Origin of the sequence: Gemmata algarum (genome assembly GCF_034097035.1) — a bacterium.
Lineage (GTDB): Bacteria > Planctomycetota > Planctomycetia > Gemmatales > Gemmataceae > Gemmata > Gemmata algarum.
Genome location: NZ_JAXBLV010000189.1, coordinates 130,436 through 149,656 on the forward strand (window position 1 = coordinate 130,436; position 19,221 = coordinate 149,656).

The window sequence follows — 19,221 nt, forward strand, 5'->3', positions numbered from 1 at the left end:
TGTGTTGACTTCCCGCGCCCGCGTACGCAAGATCTTTGCCGTTAACGACTTATCAAAGACAACTGTTTTGCGGCGGTGTGCGATCGGTCTCGGAATTGCTTCGAGCACGAGCAGGTCTTGGAATCAAGCCTCACAGTAATTTGGCGACCCAGCCAGTACTTACCTTGTCTGCACCGACAAGCACTTGGTAATGTAATTCTCCCCAGACCACCTACCTTGTTGGACCCGCCCCCCAATGACCCGTTCGCGCCCCCGCCCGTTCGCTCTCGAAGCCCTTGAAGACCGCCTCACACCCGTCACATTCGGCTCTGGTGCCAGCTACGACGGCGGTTTCAATGGTACCGCCGTCGCCGCCGGCGACCTCAATGGTGACGGTCGTGACGATGTGGTCCTTGGAGCCGGCGCGGGCGGGATGATCTCGTATTTGAGTAGCGCGTCGGGCACCCTTACGTCCGTCGATACGGTCCCCGTTGTTGACCCACGAAGGGTCATCTTGGTTGACGTGAACGGCGATACCCGACTGGACCTCGTCGTTGCCAACGGCGGGGGACAACAAGCGGTTGTCGCGCTGGGCAACGGAGACGGAACGTTCCAGGCTCAGATCGGTACGCCCATTGGGGTGAATGCTCTCGACATCGCAGCCGCCGACTTTGATGGGGATGGAAAGCTGGACCTGGTTGTGGCCCGTGGCGGAGTAACCTTGCTCCGCGGTAACGGCACGGCCACGCTCTTCGATCCGGCAGTGCAGATCGCGCGCGGGTCGGACGACGAGTTCATCACGGCCGGCGACTTCAACGGCGACGGCAAACCGGACATTGCCACCGGCATCTACAGCGGTGACGCAGTGCATGTGCTGCTGAACAACGGCAACGGCACCTTCGCGGCCCCTGCGTCGTACTCGCTCACTTGGCACGGCGGGCAGATCGAGGCCGCGGACCTGAACGGCGACGGCCGGGACGATGTCGTCGTTTCCTACCACGGTGGGGCAGAGTTCGCCGTTTTCCTGGCGAATCCGGACGGCACCCTCCGACCGCGGGTCGAATACGTCCCGAACCCTGGGGCACCCGGGCCGGGAGGTCTCGCACTCGCCGACCTCGACGCCGACGGCGACATCGACCTCGTCGTCGCGCTGCCGGGATCTCACCGGGCGCGGGCGTACACCAACGACGGCAATGGGACGTTCGGTAACCCCGTTACCGTGAGTACGGGCATAACCCCATCGGCCCTCGCACTTGGCGACTTCAACGGCGACGGGCTCCCGGATCTGGCGAGTTCAAATGCGACCAGTCCGGCGTCGGTCACCGTGGCCCTAAACACCACCGTGGTGTCACTCGGCTCGTTCGCCGTGAGCGCACCGGCCAACGCCACCGTCGGGCAGCCGGTCACCGTCACAATCGCCGCACGCACACCCGGCGGCAGCACCTTCACCGGGTTCACCGGAACGGTCCAACTTACCGCCACCGACGGACTCGCCACGTTCCCAGCCACCATCACCTTTACACCCGCCGACCGCGGTGTAAAAACGATCACCGTTGTACTCAAGACGGTGGGCAACCAGACACTCACCGCTACCGCCACCGGAGGTACCGGCACCAGCGCCCCCGTCGCTGTGGCAACCGGTTCGTTCGCCGTCACCGTTCCGACCGCGGCCATCGCCGGCCTACCGGTCAGCGTCACCATCACCGCGCTCACCGGGACGGGAACGCCACTTCCGGGCTACACCGGGACCGTTCAACTCGCCAGCACCGACGGGCTCGCGGTCTTTCCCGCTACCATCACCTTCACGCCCGCCGATGCGGGCGTGAAAACCGTTAACGTCACCTTCAGGACGAGCGGCACCCAGGCGCTCACCGCCACCGACGCCGCCACTGGCGCCACCGGCACCAGTGCCACGGTCGATGTGGCAACTCTCGCGCTCGTGGTGGGCACGCCTGCGTACGCCGCCGCCGGGCTCCCGGTCCCGGTCACCGTCACCGCACGCGACGAACACGGCAACCCGCTCACCGGGTTCGCCGGAACCGTCTCGCTCACCAGCACCGACGGGCGGGCCACCTTCCCCGCTGCCATCACCTTCACGCCCGCCGATCACGGCGTGAAGACCGTCACCGTGACATTCCAGACGGGCGGCCCTCAAACCGTCACCGCTGCGTACACGGCGACCGGCGCCACCGCCACCAGTGACCCGGTCGTCGTGGCGCCCACCTCGTTCGGCGTTACCGCCCCAGCGGGCGCCACCGCCGGGCAACCCGTTACCGTCACCGTCACCGCCCGGGACGCCGGCGGAGCCGCGCTCACCGGGTTCACCGGAACCGTCCTGCTCATCAGCACCGACGGGCTCGCGATCCTGCCCGTTGCCGTTACCTTCGCGCCTGCCGACCAAGGGGTGAAGATCGTCACCGTCACGTTCAACACCCCCGGAGCGCAGACCGTCACCGCCACGTACGCGGCGATCGGCGCGACCGGCACCAGCACACCCACCGCCGTAGCGCTCGGCACGTTCGCCGTTAGTGTCCCACCCGAGGCGACCATCGGGCAGCCGGTCACCGTCACCGTCGCCGCCCGGGACGCCGGCGGGGCTACGATCACAGGGTTCGCCGGAACGGTTCAGATCACCAGCACCGACGGGCAAGCCACCTTCCCGACCACTGTCACGTTCACGCCTGCCGACCTTGGGAGCAAACAGATCACGGTCACGTTCCGGACCGTCGGCGCGCATCGGCTAACGGCAACCGACGCGGCGCTCGGCGCAACGGGAACCAGCGGCACCGTCACCGTGTCCGCGCCGGCGGTGGCACAGGTCGCCTCGACCGTCACCCTCACCCCGCTCAGCGGTCCGACCGTGTTCGGAGACGTGGCCCAGTTCCTCGTCACGGTCCGACAGGAGCCCGGCTTGCCGGTGCCGACGGGGACCGTGAGTATCACCCGCGCGGACACTCACGAGTACATCCAAAACTTGTTTCTGGACGCGACCGGCCGGGCCGTGCTGAGCACGTCCCGCCTGCCGGCTGGCACCATTCCGCTCGCGGTTGCCTACTACGGCGACGCGAATTATCGCCCCAGCGAAGGTGAGGGCGTGGCCCAGGTGGACCGCCAGGCGCGGGTGGCGGTCGGTTCGGACGCCGGACCGGTGACCACGGTGCAGGTGTTCGACCCGCGGACCGGGGCGCTGCTCCAGACCCTGTTCCCGTTCGAGCTGTACAACGGCGGGGCGAAGGTGGCGACCGGGGACGTGGACAACGACGGGATCAGCGACATCATCGTGTCCGCCGGCGCCGGCGCGCCGGGCGGGCACGTGAAGGTGTACAGCGGGGCCAACTACGCACAGATCGCCAGCTTCTTCACCTTCCCCGGGTACACCGGCGGGGTGAACGTGGCGGCCGGGGACGTGGACAACGACGGGTTCGCCGACGTGGTGGTCGGAACGGCCGTCGCCAACGACCACGTCAAGGCGCTCTCCGGCCGCGCCCTCCTGAGCGGGGCCAGCCCCGACTTCAGCACGCTCGCCAGCTTCTTCGCCTACGGAGGGGGCAACCCGGTCGGGGTCACCGTCGCCGCCGGGGACGTGGACGGCGACGGCCGCGCCGACATCGTCACCGGGTCGGCCACGTTCGCCGGGCACGTCAAGGCGTTCAACGCCGCCGGACAGCTCCTCGGTAGCTACTTCGCATACGGGACCGGGTACCTCGGCGGCATCTTCGTCGCCGCCGGGGACGTGGACGGCGACGGCCGCGCCGAGATCATTACCGGGGCCACCAACGCCCCGCATGTCAAGGTGCTCACGCGCAACGGAGCCGAGCGCGCCAGCTTCTTCGCGTACACCAACGCCAACGGCACGCCGGCCCCGTTCGGGGTACGGGTCGGGACCGTGGACCGGGATCGGGACCGCCTCGCCGACATCCTCACCGGCCCCGCCGCCGCCGCACCACACCTCAAGGTGTTCCGCGGGCTCGACCCGGCCCAGTTGCTCGACAGCCTCGTCGCCACACCGCCTGGGCAGCCCTACTCGCCCACCGGTATCTTCGTCGCCGGAACCAATAGATAAGCCCGCGCGGGTGGCGCAGGGCGGCGGAACGCCTGCGCCACCCGCTCAAACGTTCTGCGACGCTCCTCCGGGCACGAGCCGGAGCGTCTCGACCGCGGCGCGAATCACGTCCGCCTGATCCCAGGGCAAGACGAAGGATTCGCCCTGGAGCCATAGTGCGAGTTGGTCGGCGTGGTGCGGCGACAGCGGGTTGCCGCTCTGCCCGCCGCACAGCACGAACGTGCTTTTCGACAGGTCGGCCAGATCGAACGCGGTGCGCAAGTTCGCCATGTTGTGCGTGAACGCGGTCGGCTCGGCCGGTCGCGCGCCCGCCTGACTCACGGTGTTGCTGTCCCCGCCCCACGGGAACGGGCCGCGGTTGAACGCCGGACCGAGCCACCGGTGCTTCCCGAACAGCGGGTGCTCCAGTAGCAACTGCCGCAGGTGCCCCCACGCCCAGAACCGCGGCCCCGGGCCGGCCTCGCGCCGGAGCGTCCGCACCGCCCCCGCGAGGGCCTGCTCCATCTCACCCGCCCACGCCCCGAACCAGCCGTCGGGTTGCGTGCGCAGGAGGTGAACGAGGTGCCCGACCCGGCGGTCCGAGAAGAGGTTGTACGTCGCGACGCCGAGCGCCCCCTCACCCACCGCCGTCGCCCAGGACTTCGGCGCCTTCGCCCGGGCCACCCGCACGCACATCTCGGCGACGAACAGTTCGAACACCGCCGCCGCCGACGAGTCCGTTTCCACGCGGCCGTTCCACTCGTGCAAGAGCGCCAACGCGTCGCGGGCGTCGGGGTCGGTCGGGGCGAGCGCCAGCACCACCTCACGCGCCTCGCGCCACGGGAGCGACTGCACATCAAGCTGGATCGCGGACGCCCCGGCGAGCGTCCAACCGCTGTCGCGCGCGGCGAGGAGTTCGCGAATCCGCCGCGCCCGGTACGGGTCAACGAAGTCGTGACCCAACTCCTCTCCAACCCCTCGCTGTCCCGAAGAGGGGTTGGGAAGGAAAGCCGCTTGTGCCCACTCGTTCGGCGGGTCGTTCGCGGTCGCGAGGAAGCCGCACGGCGGGTTCTCCTGAAACGGCATCGCGTCGAACGGCACGGTCCCGGTCCACGCGGAACCGGCCGCGTCGGCGGGACGTGGGAGCAACCCGGCGCTCCCCGCCCGTTCCGGCACCTCGCCGACCAGTTGCCAGCCGATCGTCCCGTTCGCGTCCGCGTAAAGCACGTTCAGCGGCAGCGCGGGCCAGTGCGCGAACGGCTTCCGAAACTCCTCGAACGAGCGCGCCGTTGGCGACGTGAGGAAGCCCTCCACCGGGCGCGGCCGGAGCCAGACGGCCGAGAGCGAAACCGCCAGCTTCGTGTCTGGCAGAACGGTCGTGAGCAACGGCCCGCGCGGGGTGACGAGCACCTCCTCCACTACGTCGGCCGCCCCCCTCACCCGCACCACCTCGCGCACGACTTCACACGGTACGAACGTGCCGTCGGGCTGGCGCACGGAGCGCCCGTCGGAACTAAGCGTTTCGATAAACAGGTCGGAGTTGTCGGCCAGACCGGCGGTGACGCCCCAGGCGGCGAACCCGTTGTGCCCGATGGGGAACCCGGGCGCGCCAGCCAGTCCCGCCCCGGCCACTTCCCAGGCGGGCGTGCGGACGTGGGCCAGGTACCACGGCGGCGGGGTCGTCGGGGCCAGGTGCGGATCGCTCGCGAGGATCGGCTTCCCGGATTCCGTGCGCGTGCCCGAAATGCACCAGTTGTTCGAGCCGCCCCCGCGCGGTAGGTACGCTTGCAGCGCCGCGAGGTCCGCGGCGAGCCGGTCGAGCAGGCCCGCCTCCCCGGGCGCGCCCATTACGGGATCGACGACGGGCAGCACAGAAACGGGGTCCAGTTCGCGAACGGCATCGGGTCCGTCGGCGAGCAGGACGCGCAGCCGCGCCAGTTCCACGTCCCAGTTGGACGGGAGCAGGAACGATTGCAGCTTGAGCACGGCCAGCACATCAGCGGCGTCCCATGCGGAGGGCGCGCCGCCGACGATGGCGAACTCGTGCGGCTTCTGCGGCAGCCCGGTTGTGGTGCCGGCGCACACCCCGGCCGCGAACGCCTCGAACGCACCGCGTGCTTCGGCACTCAGAACGGGTAGCTGAGTCTCCGCGGCGCGGCGGAACCCGATGTGCCGGCTCATCCGGTCCGCGGGCAGCGCGACCGCTCCGACCCACTCCGCGAGGGCGCCGCGGGCGAGCCGCCACAGCACTTCGAGTTGCCCCGCGCGGTCCTGGCCCTGACAGAAGCCGAGCGCGAAATAGGCGTCGGCGTCGGACGCCGCGTCGATGTGCGGAACGCCCCAGCGGTCGCGGCGGATCGTGACCGGGGCGGCAACGCCCGTCACCCGCAGCTCACCAGCGGTTTGTGGCAGCCTGCGCCCGAGCGCTAGGCGCAGCAGGAAGCGGGAAATGCTCATCCCGACAAGATACGGGCGCGGCTCAGCGCTGCGACTCCCGCTCCCGCTCCTCCAGTCGCTGAATTTGTTCTTGCCGCTCGCGTTCGTTGCGCGCCTGCTGGCGTTCCCAGTCGCGCGACATGGCAAACAGCGCAGCGAACGCGACGAGGATCATGGCGACAAGAAGCGCCACACCCACGCGCGCGTAGCGATCCGGGCGGTTGCGGTTGAGAACGCCCCACCCGCCGAGGAGCAGCGCCACGCTGACGCACGCGCCCCAAACGGCGAGTTCCCGTGCGGGCGTGTCCGCGGTCGGGAACGGGGAGGGCGCACCGTTGGCGAGCAGAGGGAACATCACTTCGCCTCGAACACCTGTGGCATCGCCTTCACGACCTGCTCAACGGCCGCGTCGTCGAGTTCGCCGGCGCGGAACGCGAAGTTCGCCACCACCCGTTGCTTCGTGAACAGCAGGACGGTCACTTCGGCGTCCCTGTGCAGCTTGTACGAAGGGGGGCCGTCGGCGTCCTCGAACGCGCCCACGGGGGCGTTCTTGATGCCCTGCTGCTGCGCCCACTTCGCGAGCGCGTCCAGGTCGGCCTTGTCCGCGAGCAGCGTGAGCCACACCTTGCACCCGCTCTCCTTCTTCGCGAGCGCCACAGCGTCGAGCTTCGTCACAAGCTTGCCGAGTTGGTCGGTGGTGCCCCGGGCGAACACCACGGCCGCCGGTTTGTTCCCCTCGTGCTGTTCGCAGATGTAGCACGTCTGCTGGCCGCGCTGCGGCCCGGTGGCGACCAGGAAGCTGTACGGCCCCGGGCGCTTACCGACCGGGGTTCCGGAAACGACCGGTTCAGCCGCGGGCAGGGCCGGCGCGAGGGTCAGGGCAAGGCTCAAACAAAGAACGCGCGTCATGGCTGGTATCGGGGGGATCGGGTATTGGGTGTTCGCGTCGGCGGCCCGCGTTATTCGCCCGCGGCGGCGACGCTCGGCTTGGTGATCTTCTTGGCCCGCTCCGCCATGTCGTGCTGGAGCGCGATGAAGTCCTTGGAGTCGGCCCGCGACCACGCGCGTTGCGCGAGCTTGAGGTAACGGGCCGCCTCTTCGCTCCGCCCGACGCGGTCGCACAGCGCCCACAGCCCGAGCGCGCCGCGCACGCTGCCGGCGTCGTGCGCGAGGGCCTCCTGGAACGCCTCCTCGGCGTCGGTCGCGGCGCCGGCCTCGAGCGCGCCGATGCCCCACGACTCCATGTACACCGCCCCGTTGCCCCAGGCGTGGTGCCCGAAGTCGTTCTTGGTCGCGTCCACCACCTTCTTGAGCAGTTTCAGCCCGGCCTCGGTGTTGCCCGACTGGCACAGGTGCCGCCCCTGGACCTCCCACAACCGGCGCTCCAGGGTCCGGTCGAACTTCTTGCTCTGGGAAAGCTGCCGCAACGTCTCCACCTCGCGCCCGGCCTGCGCGGTGTCGCCCTTTTCGAGCGACACGAGGGCGGCGTAGTACGCGCCCGACGCCTTGTCCGTGCGGCGGAACTGCTCGACCAGGGTGTGCGCCTCGGACCAGTCGTGCGCCCCCAGGGCGGCCCGCAGCCAGTCGTGCCGGAACGTGTACTTGTACTTCTCGCACAGCGCCCGGTGCGCCTTCGCCTCGGCGAACCGCCCGTCGTGAACGAGGCTCTTGGACAGGATGTCCATGTGGTGGTTGAACTGGTGGTCCTCGCCCGGCGTCACGCCCTGGAGCTTGTGGTAGGCGATCTGGAGTTCGACCGCTTTCGCGGACCAGTCGGTCGTTTCGCCCCACTTCCCGATCCGCGTGCCGAGGTGCGCCTGCATGTGGTGGGCGTGCGGGATGCCGGGCGACGACTTGATGTAGTTCTCGGCGTAGGGCCAGCCGAGCGCGGGGCGCTTCACGTTCTCGTAGAAGTGAACGAACTCGTGGTTCGCCCCTGGATGCAATGGGTTCACTCGCAGCAGCGCCTTGTAGAACACCGCGCCGGCGTTGGGGCCGTCCCCGGAAGCCAGTTGGGCGCGCCAGAACCAGCCCTCCTCGTCGTCCTCGTGGAGCATGAGCAGTTCGTCGAGCGACTGGGCCGCCTTCTTGCGCCGCTCGTCGGGGCCGACCCCGGGCCACATCCCCTTCTCTTGCAGGCGCGACTGGATCAGCAGTTGCTCCCGCAACGGGGCCTTCGGCATGAGCCGCCGCGCGGTGTCGAGGGCGTACTCCGCCGCGTTCTTGCCGACCCGGTCCGGCAGTTTCGCGAGCGCCAGCCCGCCGAGCGCCGCGACGTGCGGGTTGGCCGACGGCGTCACGCCCGGCTTGCCCCATTTCTCTAGGGAGCGGTGCAGCAGGAGCCACGCATAAGCGCAGTCGGGGTCGAGCCGCGTGGCGGTCTCGAACGCGCGGGCCGCGTCGATCCACACGTAGGAGTAGTACTGGCCGAGCCCCTGGTTCACGAACGCCTGGCACTGCGGGTTCGTGGTGCCGACCGGGTACTGGTAGATGCAGGCGTCGAACATCGGCTGGGCCGGAGTCAGCCCGGACAGCGGCATCTTCGGTACGGACGCTGCGGGAGCGGCCTTCGTGCGCGGCGCCGGTGCTTGATCCGCAGCGAGTACGGGGGCAGCGAGCGCGAGCGCAACTAAACAACCAGACAGGCGCGTCATGGCGGGTGGCTCAAGTGGCGGGAGGCGATGCCTGAAAGTTTACTCCGGTAGTAATGATGGCGGAAGGGGCGAATTGCCGGAATCGGAGACAGAGGCCCGCGGCGCCTGCTGCCTTTCGGCAACGGCGCATGCTCCACCCGTCCGCTCCTTCGTGACAGCGGGGCCGGGCGACCCGGCGCGACGTGACAGGAATCGAACCGGCCGACGTGTCGCACCGCTTATCGGTGTCGGGCGCTGCCGCCGAAGTTGACGGTTGCGAACCCGATGCGTTCGCCTAACAACCCTTGCCACTGGCAAACCGGAATGCGCCGACCAACAGGAACAGTAGTTGCGACGGAAGATACGGACGACAACCACAACGATTACCGGACTCGGAGCCGGGTAACGACGTTTCCGCGGGAAAGCGCAATGAACAACAAATCGGTACTCGAACAGGCCAACGCGGCGGTTACCAAAGGTGATTACGAGGGCTTCCTGTCGTTCTGCACAGACGACACCGTCTGGACGTTCGTTGGCGACCGGGTGCTCCGCGGGAAGGAGGCCGTGCGTCAGTGGATGGCGGAGGCATACACCGTGCCGCCCGAACTGACGGTCGATCACCTGATCGCGGAGGGTGAGTTCCTCACGGCGCTCGGCGTGGTAACGATGGTTGGCAGCGACGGGAAGAAGGAACGTTTCGCGTACTGCGACGTCTGGCGCTTGCGGGGCGGCAAGCTGGCCGAGTTGCAGGCGTTCGTCATCAAGAACGAGGGGACGTGATGGGTCGGGCAAGCGGAAGCAGCGGCAAGAATTGCTGCTCATCACCACCTGCCAGTTCACCCCTCGGCCGATCACCTGTTCTATCAGCGGTTCAACGCCCTCCTCACCGAGAACGGGATCGAGCGCCGGTGCGCCGAGTTCCATGCGCGCGAAGGGCTGCGTAGAACTCGGCGTCTACTCCCGCATGCTCCTGGTGGGTTACTTCGAGGGCATCGGCTCGCCGCGGAGCATCGTCGGGCGGTCCCCCGACAGCCTATCGTTGCGCGCCTTCCTGGGCATCCCGCCGGACAAGGCCATGCCCGAGCACTCCACCCTCACCAACACCCGCAAGCGACTACCCGAAGAGGTATTCGACGACGTCTTTCGGTTCGTGTTGGGTGTTGCGGGGGCGAAGATGTTGGTTGCCGGCACCACCGCCAGCGTCGATAGCACGCTGGCGAAGTACGCTCAGACGGACGTGCTGCAGCACACCGAGTACGGTTCGTCTGTGGGCGTGTATTACGGCCACATCCTCGGGCCGATCCTGCTGAACCGGTAAGCCACCCGAATCGCGTTCCGATTCGAGGGATACAACGGCCCTTCTGAAAGTGCTGATCGAGGGGAAGGAGTTGAACCGCATCGCCGAGTAACTGACGCTGGCGAAGCGGGAGACGCTGCGGGTGAACGGGCCGGTGACCGGGATCGCGGTGGTGAAGTTCGAAGGGAGAGTTATCGGTTTGTGGCAGAATGCGGCAGTCGGTCACGCGAATAGACTGGTTAGACGGACGCGATGAGGTCAACGATTGCCTCGTAACCCGCAACCCGAGCGTATGCCATGTTTTACAATGAGCCTTGGTTTTGGGCTCCGGTCTTCGGGCTGTTCGGCGCCTTGAGCGGACCGGCCATCAAGCAGTTGCTCGATTTACGGCACCAAATGAAGGTCGAGCGACTGAAAATCCACGAGCCGCAAATCCTGGAAGCGTATAAAGTTCTGTACGGCTGGCTGGCCTCAGCCGGGAACACCCTTTTCGACCCGGGTGAGCCACGGCGAGAGTTCATGGACTTGATGAAGAGCTACTTCAAGACTATCAAACCAATTTTCCTACTTTACCCGCCAGAAATCCGCGATAAACTCATGAAGTTCGAGCAACAGTACCACGCCGCCACAAACTCCGACTTCATCGTAGACATACCGCTCGACACCTTCATCGGCCTCCCGGGGCTGAAGGTGGTCAACGAACTGCACGAGGCTGTCGAGAAGCGAACGGATGCCATTTACCACCGGTGAGTCAGCCAACTGGTTGGGGGTGGAATCCACCCTCCCGCCTCCGCAAGAGCAGGTTATCCACGGACGGCGCGCGGCGCATCAGCGTCGCAAGCGAGCCGTCCGTGGATAACCTGCGGGGAGTCGATCAGCTTAGACGCCGCCTCCTGGGGGCGCGTCAGGCTCTTGCGGCTCAGGCGGATTTGGTTCTCCCTGATTCGGGTCGTCCTCCTCAGCCTCCCCGGTATCAGGAGGCTGAGTTTTCAGGAAGGTCACCAAATTACCCATTAACTCGGAAAAATTGGCTTCGCCGCTAATGTTCAAGAAGCCGAATGCCATTGCCACGAACTTCAACTGATCCTCAATCTGTCCGCTTTCGACACCCTCAATAATCTCCTTTAACTCCGTCTTTTCGCTGTCCGTAAGGTTCTGGTAAGCAGCGATGCTGGCTTTGAAGAAGCTGGGGACGCGGGGCGAATACTCTATGCCCTGAGTTAGCTGAAAGACGAGGCGTTGGCGGCTCACCGATCTCCAGCGGTCAATGGCGCGGTCAACCGACTTGAGAAAGATGCTTATCACGGCATCTGGCCCAACGGCGAAATCTTCGCCGCTGCTTGACCGAAAGCTGAAAAGCTTCGACCGCATTACAATCATCGCCCCGAATCCCGCAACGATAGCCGTGAGCAGGTGATCATTCTTGATTGCAGGGATCAACGAGTCGGAATAATGCCGGAGAAGCTTGTATGCCGCGCCAGAAATTATCCCGTTGATGATTAGATAGATCAGTCCGTGAAGGCACAGCAGGGCGGCGCCTGGCTCATCTCTGTAACGAGAGATGATCTCAGATGCCCCGACGAGAGTCCCAAGTCCGATTGCTAATGCCCAATACCAGTCCAGCTTGTCGTTATGGAGTAGAAGGCTGTAACCTGCGAAAGAAAGCAGGAGCACCACAACCCAGAGCCAGAGGCCCCGAAGCCCGAGGCACACTCGCCAAGCCATTTTATCATCACGAGTGCTGACCCCTAACGCGCCCAACAACGCGCCGAGGAATATCCCCAGCCACATCAATGTCGATCCGTCGGCACCGCTGAGAACCGAATAAGCAAATCCAGGAATCAATGCGGTGACGCCGCTGTAGGTGATTGCCTTTACAGCAGGTCGCGTTGTTGGTTTCCACCAACCAAGAGTGGTTATTAAGGCCACCGCTGCTGCGGCAACCATCCCAAATTGTGCAACTGAAGGCAGGTCGGGCATCTCAAGGGCGTCCGGTATGTGTACTAGTAGACGCTGGCTTTGGGAGTGCCTTGCCGGACTTGGTAGATGGCTTCTCCGGTCAGCGGTACTTCTCGCTTCTCCAGCACCCCCACCGCAAGCATGTATTCGACTGTGGCCCGAATCAGTTCTGGAGGCATGCTGGTTAGTTTCACCAACGATGCAATGCTGAAAGACTCGGCCGCATGCCGCTGGAATACCTCAGTTAGGAAGCCCAGCGGGCCGAAGACCTGTGCTGCTGCCGCTTCCGCACCGAAACCGAAGGCGGAGGTCGCGTAACGACGGTTCTTTTTGCCTGCAAGATAGCGCGAGAGGGGCAAGGCGGCCGTCTTCTTGACAGGCTTATCGCCGCCAAGAAGGTAATCGAGCCCGAATTTGGCGCGAATCCCCTTGTCTTCGTCAGTCATAACTTTACCCCGACAGGGATCACGCGATGCCCGTCATTTGAAGGGAGCGATCGCGACGAGCGGGTTGCTCGCCTACCGCAGACGGTCAGAGCTTCCGACAGCGTGAGCGCTCGTTTCCAGAACTCTCGTGCTTCCCTTGATTTGATTCTACACGATCCGCTACCACGCCCTCCACCCGAAACTTCTCGGGAATCGGACGGGTCCACGGGATTCCAGCGCTTTCGCCCGCTCGGTGCTGGGCATCGAGTTTCTCCTGCCCTCCCTGACCGGCAGAGCCTGCCCAATCCCGTAATTGGCGACAGTGCGTGCGTACCGGTGCCCCGGCGCCCGTGCGTGCCATCTGCATTTAGAGGGGCACGGAGCGTTCGTGCCCGCGTGGGGTGGCGCTCCAGCACCGTCGAACGGTCCGCGCGAGCGATTGGCGTGGCCCGCCTCGTAAGGCACAGGCCGGAAGCGCCGTGCGGCGTGCAAAGGGTACACAGAACCGAAATGTCTGCAACGCAAAGGCTAAAGCCAAAGATGGACACCCGCAACCAAGCCGTGCATCGAAGCGCGAAGTGGAACGCCGGTACAGCACCGATGGGGCATCGAGCGGACAACTGCGGGCGGGGAGATAGCCGTTTGCTACCGGTTCGCGGACGGTTCGCTACCCACGAACGAGACCGGAATTCCCCGTCACGGCCCGTCGAGAGCGTTACCGAGGCGCGAAGTGTAACGGGGGTTACAGCGCCGCTCAACGGGGCGTCGGGTGGGGTGGCAAGTGGACGCGAGTGGGTCGGAGAGCGGGCGGTTCACTACCCATTCGCTACCCACTGAACCGCCCTCACAACCGGCAGATACGCCCCATATGGCCGCCCGGCCGTGCCCCCGCGATTACTGGATGCGAAGGCGCAACATCATGTTTTCGAATGACTTACACACAAGAATGAGCGCCAGTCGGTTCCCGCTGCAACCCGTGAGGCGGAGGAATACCGAGCGCAAACGACCGACGAGAAGCGACGGGAAGCCAAGTTCCGCCGGCGGTTACACAGCAACCGCCGGCGGTGGCAGGCCATCCAAAGACGGGCACAAGAGGGAGATCGAAACGGGATGGTGCCAGCGGTCGAAACCCTTGGCACCATCTGTCCTCGACCTAATCGATGATTTTCGTGAGCGGGTATTCAACGATCCCGCTGGCGCCGGCGGCCTTCAGTTGCGGGATGATGTGCCGGACCGTGTCCTCGTCGATGATCGTGTTGACCGCCACCCACTCCTGATCCGCCAGCGGCGAGATGGTCGGGTTCTTCAGGGCCGGGAGCTTGTTCAGGACGTGCGCCAGGTCCGGCTTGCGAACGTTCATCATCAGTCCGACCTTGCCTTCGGCCGCCATCGCGCCCCGGAGCATCAGGAGCAGGTCGTCCATCTTCTGGCGCTTCCACGGGTCGAGCGCCGCCTGCGGGTTCGCGACGAACCGGGTCGTGCTGGTCAGCAGGGTGTCTACGATGCGCAGGTTGTTGGCGCGGAGCGAGTTGCCCGTCTCGGTCACCTCGACGATGGCGTCGGCGAACTTCGGCGGCTTCACCTCGGTCGCGCCCCAACTGAACTCCACCTGGGCCGAGACGCCGTGCCCCGCGAGCCAGCTCTTGGTGATGTTGACCACCTCCGTGGCGATCCGCTTGCCCTGGAGGTCCTTCGGCCCGTGGATGTCGGAGTCGTTCGGCACCGCGAGCACCCACTTCACCGGGCGCCGGCTCACCTTGCTGAACACGAGTTCGGCCAGTTCGGTGACGTGCGCGCCGCTCTCGACGATCCAGTCGTGACCGGTGAGGCCGCAGTCGAGTGACCCGTCGGCGACGTACCGGCCCATTTCCTGCGCGCGAATCAGGGTGCAATGCAGCTCGGGGTCGTCGATCGCGGGGTAGTAGCTGCGGGACGGGAAGGTGATCTTGTACCCGGCCTTACGAAACAGATCCGCGGTCGCCTCTTGCAGCGACCCGGCCGGTAACCCCAACTTCAACACGCTCATGTGCAAATTCGGAATGCGGAATGCGGAGGGCGGAATAGGACACCCGGGAGAGGACTCGTGCCCCGTCCCCTCTCTGTGTTCTATTCCGCATTCCGCATTCCGCATTCCGAATTTGCTCGGATCAGTACTTGAGTTGCAGCCCGAAGCTGACGCCCCCGATCCAGTAGTCGTCCTGGTCGAACAGCACCCGGCCGGCCCGGGCCGCCCCGGCCGCCCCGTAGTTGGAGCTGAACGGGATGGCCGCACTGCTCACCACGTTGGTGACCTGCCCGCCCGGCCGGATCACGTCCTGGATGTACAGGAAGTTGACCCCGACGTACCCGGTCAGGCCGCGGGTCAGGGCGACCCCCAGGGTGCCCCCGAACTCGGGGATCACGGAGAACCGGTCGTCGTTGTACCGGCCGATGTTGCTCGCGTTCGCCAGCACCCCGCCGACCGCGGACCCGATCTGCGGGAGCCGGGTGACGACCGTGCCCGCCCGGCTGCCCGGGTCGAAGAACGAGGTCCCGCCGCTGATCTCCAGCCGCTGGTGCATGTTACCCAGCGACACCTTGGCGAACCCGGTGGTGGTGAAGATCCCGTACCGGGCCTCGCTCCGCAGCCCCATCGTACCGCCGTTGAAGTGGTTGTACGTGCGGACGCTGTCGTAGGCGTTAATCGTGGTGCCGACGACGGTGACCCCGCCCACGTTCGCCGACGCCGGGTTGATGGTGCTGCCGACGACCGTGATGACCCCGAACGGGTTGGTGACGACCGTCTGTGTCACGGTGCCGCTGTTCAGCGCGGTCGCCGTGGTCACCGTCAGGTCCTCGCGCAGCTCGAGGAACCGGTAACCGGCCAGGAAGTCGAGCGACCACGCGAACCGCGAGCCCGGGGTGGACCGGTAGATGTTCCACACGCCCGTCGGCTCGATGCTGAACGCCGAGCTGCGGGTGGTCACCAGGGCACTGGCCCCGCCGATGCCCGGGGCCGAGAGGACCAGCCCGCTGGTCGCCCCGTTCACGTCCTGAATGGGCCGGGTGAGCACCGGGATGCCGGACGTGTTGCCGGTCGCCCCGAACGACTTGACGTCCGTCCGCTGCTCGGTGAACCAGCCGCCCAAATCGAACCCGAACCGGCGGTCCGCGTCGCCGAAGAACCCGGCGTGCAGCCGCATACCGCTGATCGCCCCGTAGCCGATGCGCCCCTGACCCACCAGCACCGTGGTGCTGGCCTGGCCGATGACGCCCAGGTCCGCCGGCGCGCTCGTGGTGAGCAACGGGGACCGGATCGGCTGCCCCTTGTTGAACCACAGCAGGTACTCGCCGTCCACCCACCAGCGGGGCGCGGTTCCGTACCCCAGGTCGCCGCCGAGCCCGTCCGTCGGGGCCGGCTGGTACGACTGGGCCGCGTACGGCCCGGGCATCGGGTACATCGGGCCGGGCGGCGGGCCGAACCCGCCCACCGGGCCGATCCCGAGTGGGTCGTACGGCGCACCGAAGTTACCCGGCGGCATAATCGTCGGCGCGGCCCCGGCGGCCCCCGCCGACCCCCCGGAGATCCCGACCGGTGCTCCCCCGGGTTCGACCGGGGGCTGCGCCCAGGCCGTTCCCGCACCGGCGGCCAACGCCGCGATCGATCCCAGCAATCTTTTTCGCATGGCACGCTCCTGCTCTGCCGCCGTGGCGGGACCGGCGGGCGCCGGCCCGAGGGAGCACTCCCCCAAGTTGCCCGCTCCCCGAACCGCTTTCACGGGCGTCCCCCGACGCACCGCGCCCAACCCGGACAACGCACGTCGTCCTGCTACACGGAACAATCGGCACATCTCCGGACACGGCTTGAGTCCGATTGCGATTCGCACCGGCTCTGCCGGTTGCTCACAGGGTGCCAGAAGACACGAGAGGTGAAGAGAGGCAATCTGGGCACCCGAACCAACCGAACTTCTTGGGTGGAAGGTGTGAAACAGCAGAGCCAAACCCGCATTACTCAGTGAGGGACAGGCAGTTTAGAATGACAGTACGGAGGGGGTCCCATGCCGATGCACGACTGGACGCGAGTGCCCGCGGAAATTTACCACGATTTCCACGGCAGTTGGCTGTACGCGATTCGTGGAGCCCTCAACGGCGGGGCGTTGCCGCCCGGGTATTACGCGCTCGCAGAACAGATGATGCGGACCTTCGGCCCAGACGTACTGACGCTTCACAACCCGGCCGGCAACGGCTCCCATAACGGTTCGCCTCGAGAACTGCCTAACAGCTCTGGCGGGGTCGCAGTCGCAGAGGCACCGCCACGGGCTCGAGTCGAAGCCAAGGAGAAACGTGTTCCGCTTCCACAGGGGCAGCGCCGGCTGAGTGTCCGGCACGTCAGTGACCACCGGATGGTCGCGATCATCGAGCTGGTATCGCCCGGCAACAAGGACGGCGTATCAAACTTCGATGCGTTCGTCGGTAAGGCGTGCGGGGTGATCCATGCGGGGCTGCACCTGATCGTGATCGACCCGTTCCCGCCAACCCGGCGCGACCCGAACGGGGTTCACGGCGCGATCTGGAAGGAGCTGACCGATAAGGAATTCGTCCAGCCTACCGACCGCCCCCTGACGATCGCTGCGTACTGCGCGGGTGAGGAGGTGACGGCGCTCGTGAACCCGCTCGCGGTGGGTGAGACGATCCCGGACGCGCCGCTGTTCCTCGACGCCGAGCGGTACGTCCAGGTGCCCCTCGAAGCGACCTATCAGTCAGCGTGGCAGACGTTCCCGGCCGAGTGGCGGAACGTGGTCTCCGGCGGAGGGAACGGCTGACCGCTCACGGTCCCTGGATCTGGCGGATCGCCTGTTGGGCGGCGGCACAGAGCGGTTCGGGCGCGTGCCGGGCGGCGTCCCGCAGGTCCGGCAGGGCCGCCGACGCGGCCGGGCCGATCCGCCCGAGCGCCTGCGCCGCGTACACCCGACAGGTCACCTCCGCCGACGTCCCGTCCGGGCCGTTCAGTTGCGGCGGGGTCAGTGCGGCGCTGTCGGTCGGAACCGGGATCGCGGTCGGGGTCACGGTCGGTGCCGGTGTGTGGCTCAGGGCCGCCTCAGCCCCGCGCAACACCTTCGCCAAGAACGGGACGGCGGACCGCGCCGGCGCACCCATCCACCCGATGGCGAGGGCCGACTCGCCCCGCACGAACGGGTCCGCGTGCTGCAGGTGGGCGATGAGCGTGGCCAGCGCCGGCGGGCCGATCTGGCTCAGCGCCTTCGACGCCAGCCGGCACAGCACGATGTTCGTCCCCCGCATCGCCTCCGCGAGGGCCGGCACCCCGTCGGCCCCGTCGGCCCCGAGGTTCCCCAGCGCCTGCGCGGCGCCACTCGCGGCGCGCGGGTCCGGGTCCTTCAGCGAGCGGCACAGGTCCGGCAGCGCCGGCCGCGCCAGCGGGCCGAGCTTGCCGAGCGCCCAGACCGCGTGCCGGCGCACGTACTTGTCGTGGTGCTCCAGCATCCGCACGAGCACGGTCAGCGCCTCCGGCCCCATCCCGCCGATGGCGTGCGCGGCGGTCTCGCGCACCTTCGCGTCCTCGTCGTCCAGCGCGTGCACCAGCGCCGGCATCGCCTCGCGCGCCAGCCACCCGAGTCGCCCCAAGTCTTTGGCGGCCCGGAACCGGACAGCGGCGCTGGCGTTCCGCAGCGCCCGAACGAGGTCGGGCAGCGGGTCGTCGGCGGTCGCACTGGGTTGTTGCACGCTGGTCCGCCGCTCGCCGTAAAACCGTAGGCCTGCTCCACCGAACCGTTACCAACTTTAGTTCACACCACCGCACCCGCAACCGCCGCGCGACCGTTTTTGATGACGCGCGAACTTCGTGTCGGTGCGAAAGCTCCGTCAGCGATGGTACCCCCTTGCGATCCGATACCCACAAGTGACAAAGAACACCCCAAACACCACTCGCGACACCCACCCGCCGAACACCACCGCCGCGTTGAAAATAACGAACAAGAAGAACCCGTGAACGGCCCACGTCAGCCAGGGCGGGCGCCGCAAGTACGACCCGAACGCGCCCCACGCCCACACCGCATCGACCACCCACACCAGCGCAAACACGTAGTTCACAAAAACCCCGTCCCCGTACCCACCCACCTGCCGCGTGTGCTCCCACGCGGCCGCATGCGACCATCCGTGTCCGACGTGAAACGCCACCGCAATGTGTACCAACAGCAGTGCGCACCCGAGCGTCCAGAGCGCCCGGAGCCGAGCGGCGACGGTTCGCGCGAGCGCGATCGGCCACGCGAAGCACCACACCAGCACCACCCGCACCGCCGACGACCGAATCGCTTTGTGGGCCGGGTCGTGCGCCGGCGGTTCCAGGAACGCCAGGGCCGGCGCGAACAGAGCAAAGAATAGCGCGGAGAGCGCCAGAGCCGCCGTAACGGTGCTGACGAATTGAACGCGCCGCGCCCGAACCATAAACCACCT

General features: G+C 66.8%; 15 protein-coding genes. 5 read left to right on the top strand and 10 right to left on the bottom strand.

The features are described from left to right. Positions 1-235: 235 nt before the first annotated feature. On the top strand, positions 236-4,042 hold the full coding sequence (locus R5W23_RS18825) for a beta strand repeat-containing protein (RefSeq protein WP_320687618.1): 3,807 nt from the start codon (positions 236-238) through the stop codon (positions 4,040-4,042). A gap of 45 nt (positions 4,043-4,087) precedes the next feature. Here R5W23_RS18825 and R5W23_RS18830 read toward each other — a convergent pair whose 3' ends face one another. Genes R5W23_RS18830 through R5W23_RS18845 form a run of 4 tightly spaced genes read right to left on the bottom strand, consistent with a single transcriptional unit; the run spans position 4,088 to position 9,111 of the window. Continuing rightward, positions 4,088-6,478 carry a penicillin acylase family protein gene (locus tag R5W23_RS18830; protein WP_320687619.1) on the bottom strand — a complete coding sequence of 797 codons (2,391 nt, stop codon included), beginning with the start codon at positions 6,476-6,478 and terminating at the stop codon, positions 4,088-4,090. Between the two features lie 22 nt (positions 6,479-6,500). Further along, complete coding sequence (locus tag R5W23_RS18835) at positions 6,501-6,812, bottom strand: hypothetical protein (RefSeq protein ID WP_320687620.1); 312 nt, start codon at positions 6,810-6,812, stop codon at positions 6,501-6,503. Further along, on the bottom strand, positions 6,812-7,366 hold the full coding sequence (locus R5W23_RS18840) for a hypothetical protein (RefSeq protein ID WP_320687621.1): 555 nt from the start codon (positions 7,364-7,366) through the stop codon (positions 6,812-6,814). Before R5W23_RS18840 ends, R5W23_RS18835 begins: the two co-directional genes overlap by 1 nt. A gap of 50 nt (positions 7,367-7,416) precedes the next feature. Next, a complete protein-coding gene (locus R5W23_RS18845; RefSeq protein ID WP_320687622.1) occupies positions 7,417-9,111 on the bottom strand; it encodes a tetratricopeptide repeat protein in 1,695 nt (564 codons plus the stop codon). Positions 9,112-9,519: 408 nt separating this feature from the next. On the opposite strand from R5W23_RS18845, the gene R5W23_RS18850 reads away from it, so the two are divergent. The 3 genes from R5W23_RS18850 to R5W23_RS18860 all read left to right on the top strand — a co-directional run bounded on the left by R5W23_RS18850 (position 9,520) and on the right by R5W23_RS18860 (position 11,137). Further along, positions 9,520-9,870 carry a nuclear transport factor 2 family protein gene (locus R5W23_RS18850; protein ID WP_320687623.1) on the top strand — a complete coding sequence of 117 codons (351 nt, stop codon included), beginning with the start codon at positions 9,520-9,522 and terminating at the stop codon, positions 9,868-9,870. Positions 9,871-10,012: 142 nt separating this feature from the next. After that, the gene (locus R5W23_RS18855) at positions 10,013-10,408 is read left to right on the top strand and encodes a transposase (protein WP_320687624.1); all 396 of its coding nucleotides are present in this window, start codon (positions 10,013-10,015) and stop codon (positions 10,406-10,408) included. Between the two features lie 276 nt (positions 10,409-10,684). Continuing rightward, a complete protein-coding gene (locus tag R5W23_RS18860) occupies positions 10,685-11,137 on the top strand; it encodes a hypothetical protein (RefSeq protein ID WP_320687625.1) in 453 nt (150 codons plus the stop codon). Between the two features lie 129 nt (positions 11,138-11,266). On the opposite strand, the gene R5W23_RS18865 is transcribed toward R5W23_RS18860, so the two are convergent. The 4 genes from R5W23_RS18865 to R5W23_RS18880 form a co-directional block, all read right to left on the bottom strand. Then, the gene (locus tag R5W23_RS18865; protein WP_320687626.1) at positions 11,267-12,367 is read right to left on the bottom strand and encodes a hypothetical protein; all 1,101 of its coding nucleotides are present in this window, start codon (positions 12,365-12,367) and stop codon (positions 11,267-11,269) included. Positions 12,368-12,390: 23 nt separating this feature from the next. Then, entirely contained in the window at positions 12,391-12,792 is a 402-nt protein-coding gene (locus R5W23_RS18870) for a hypothetical protein (protein ID WP_261188127.1), read from the bottom strand. Between the two features lie 1,132 nt (positions 12,793-13,924). Beyond that, positions 13,925-14,797, bottom strand: coding sequence for an ATP phosphoribosyltransferase (hisG, locus tag R5W23_RS18875; RefSeq protein WP_320687627.1), 873 nt, complete (start codon positions 14,795-14,797; stop codon positions 13,925-13,927). Positions 14,798-14,918: 121 nt separating this feature from the next. After that, positions 14,919-16,436 (bottom strand): BBP7 family outer membrane beta-barrel protein, encoded by a 1,518-nt coding sequence (locus R5W23_RS18880; RefSeq protein ID WP_261188126.1) that lies wholly within the window; start codon positions 16,434-16,436, stop codon positions 14,919-14,921. A gap of 372 nt (positions 16,437-16,808) precedes the next feature. Between R5W23_RS18880 and R5W23_RS18885 the strand changes: the two genes are divergently transcribed. Further along, on the top strand, positions 16,809-17,573 hold the full coding sequence (locus R5W23_RS18885; RefSeq protein WP_320687628.1) for a DUF4058 family protein: 765 nt from the start codon (positions 16,809-16,811) through the stop codon (positions 17,571-17,573). A gap of 4 nt (positions 17,574-17,577) precedes the next feature. Here the strand turns inward: R5W23_RS18885 and R5W23_RS18890 are convergent, their stop codons facing one another. Continuing rightward, positions 17,578-18,492: a HEAT repeat domain-containing protein gene (locus R5W23_RS18890; protein ID WP_261188124.1), complete on the bottom strand. Its 915-nt coding sequence runs from the start codon at positions 18,490-18,492 to the stop codon at positions 17,578-17,580. Between the two features lie 138 nt (positions 18,493-18,630). Beyond that, positions 18,631-19,212 carry a hypothetical protein gene (locus tag R5W23_RS18895; RefSeq protein WP_320687629.1) on the bottom strand — a complete coding sequence of 194 codons (582 nt, stop codon included), beginning with the start codon at positions 19,210-19,212 and terminating at the stop codon, positions 18,631-18,633. Between the last annotated feature and the right edge of the window lie 9 nt (positions 19,213-19,221).

Coding starts and splice junctions, on each gene's coding strand:
- R5W23_RS18825 (WP_320687618.1), top strand. CDS start 236: ATGACCCGTTCGCGCCCCCGCCCGTTCGCTCTCGAAGCCCTTGAAGAC.
- R5W23_RS18830 (WP_320687619.1), bottom strand. CDS start 6,478: ATGAGCATTTCCCGCTTCCTGCTGCGCCTAGCGCTCGGGCGCAGGCTG.
- R5W23_RS18835 (WP_320687620.1), bottom strand. CDS start 6,812: ATGTTCCCTCTGCTCGCCAACGGTGCGCCCTCCCCGTTCCCGACCGCG.
- R5W23_RS18840 (WP_320687621.1), bottom strand. CDS start 7,366: ATGACGCGCGTTCTTTGTTTGAGCCTTGCCCTGACCCTCGCGCCGGCC.
- R5W23_RS18845 (WP_320687622.1), bottom strand. CDS start 9,111: ATGACGCGCCTGTCTGGTTGTTTAGTTGCGCTCGCGCTCGCTGCCCCC.
- R5W23_RS18850 (WP_320687623.1), top strand. CDS start 9,520: ATGAACAACAAATCGGTACTCGAACAGGCCAACGCGGCGGTTACCAAA.
- R5W23_RS18855 (WP_320687624.1), top strand. CDS start 10,013: ATGCGCGCGAAGGGCTGCGTAGAACTCGGCGTCTACTCCCGCATGCTC.
- R5W23_RS18860 (WP_320687625.1), top strand. CDS start 10,685: ATGTTTTACAATGAGCCTTGGTTTTGGGCTCCGGTCTTCGGGCTGTTC.
- R5W23_RS18865 (WP_320687626.1), bottom strand. CDS start 12,367: ATGCCCGACCTGCCTTCAGTTGCACAATTTGGGATGGTTGCCGCAGCA.
- R5W23_RS18870 (WP_261188127.1), bottom strand. CDS start 12,792: ATGACTGACGAAGACAAGGGGATTCGCGCCAAATTCGGGCTCGATTAC.
- hisG (WP_320687627.1), bottom strand. CDS start 14,797: ATGAGCGTGTTGAAGTTGGGGTTACCGGCCGGGTCGCTGCAAGAGGCG.
- R5W23_RS18880 (WP_261188126.1), bottom strand. CDS start 16,436: ATGCGAAAAAGATTGCTGGGATCGATCGCGGCGTTGGCCGCCGGTGCG.
- R5W23_RS18885 (WP_320687628.1), top strand. CDS start 16,809: ATGCCGATGCACGACTGGACGCGAGTGCCCGCGGAAATTTACCACGAT.
- R5W23_RS18895 (WP_320687629.1), bottom strand. CDS start 19,212: ATGGTTCGGGCGCGGCGCGTTCAATTCGTCAGCACCGTTACGGCGGCT.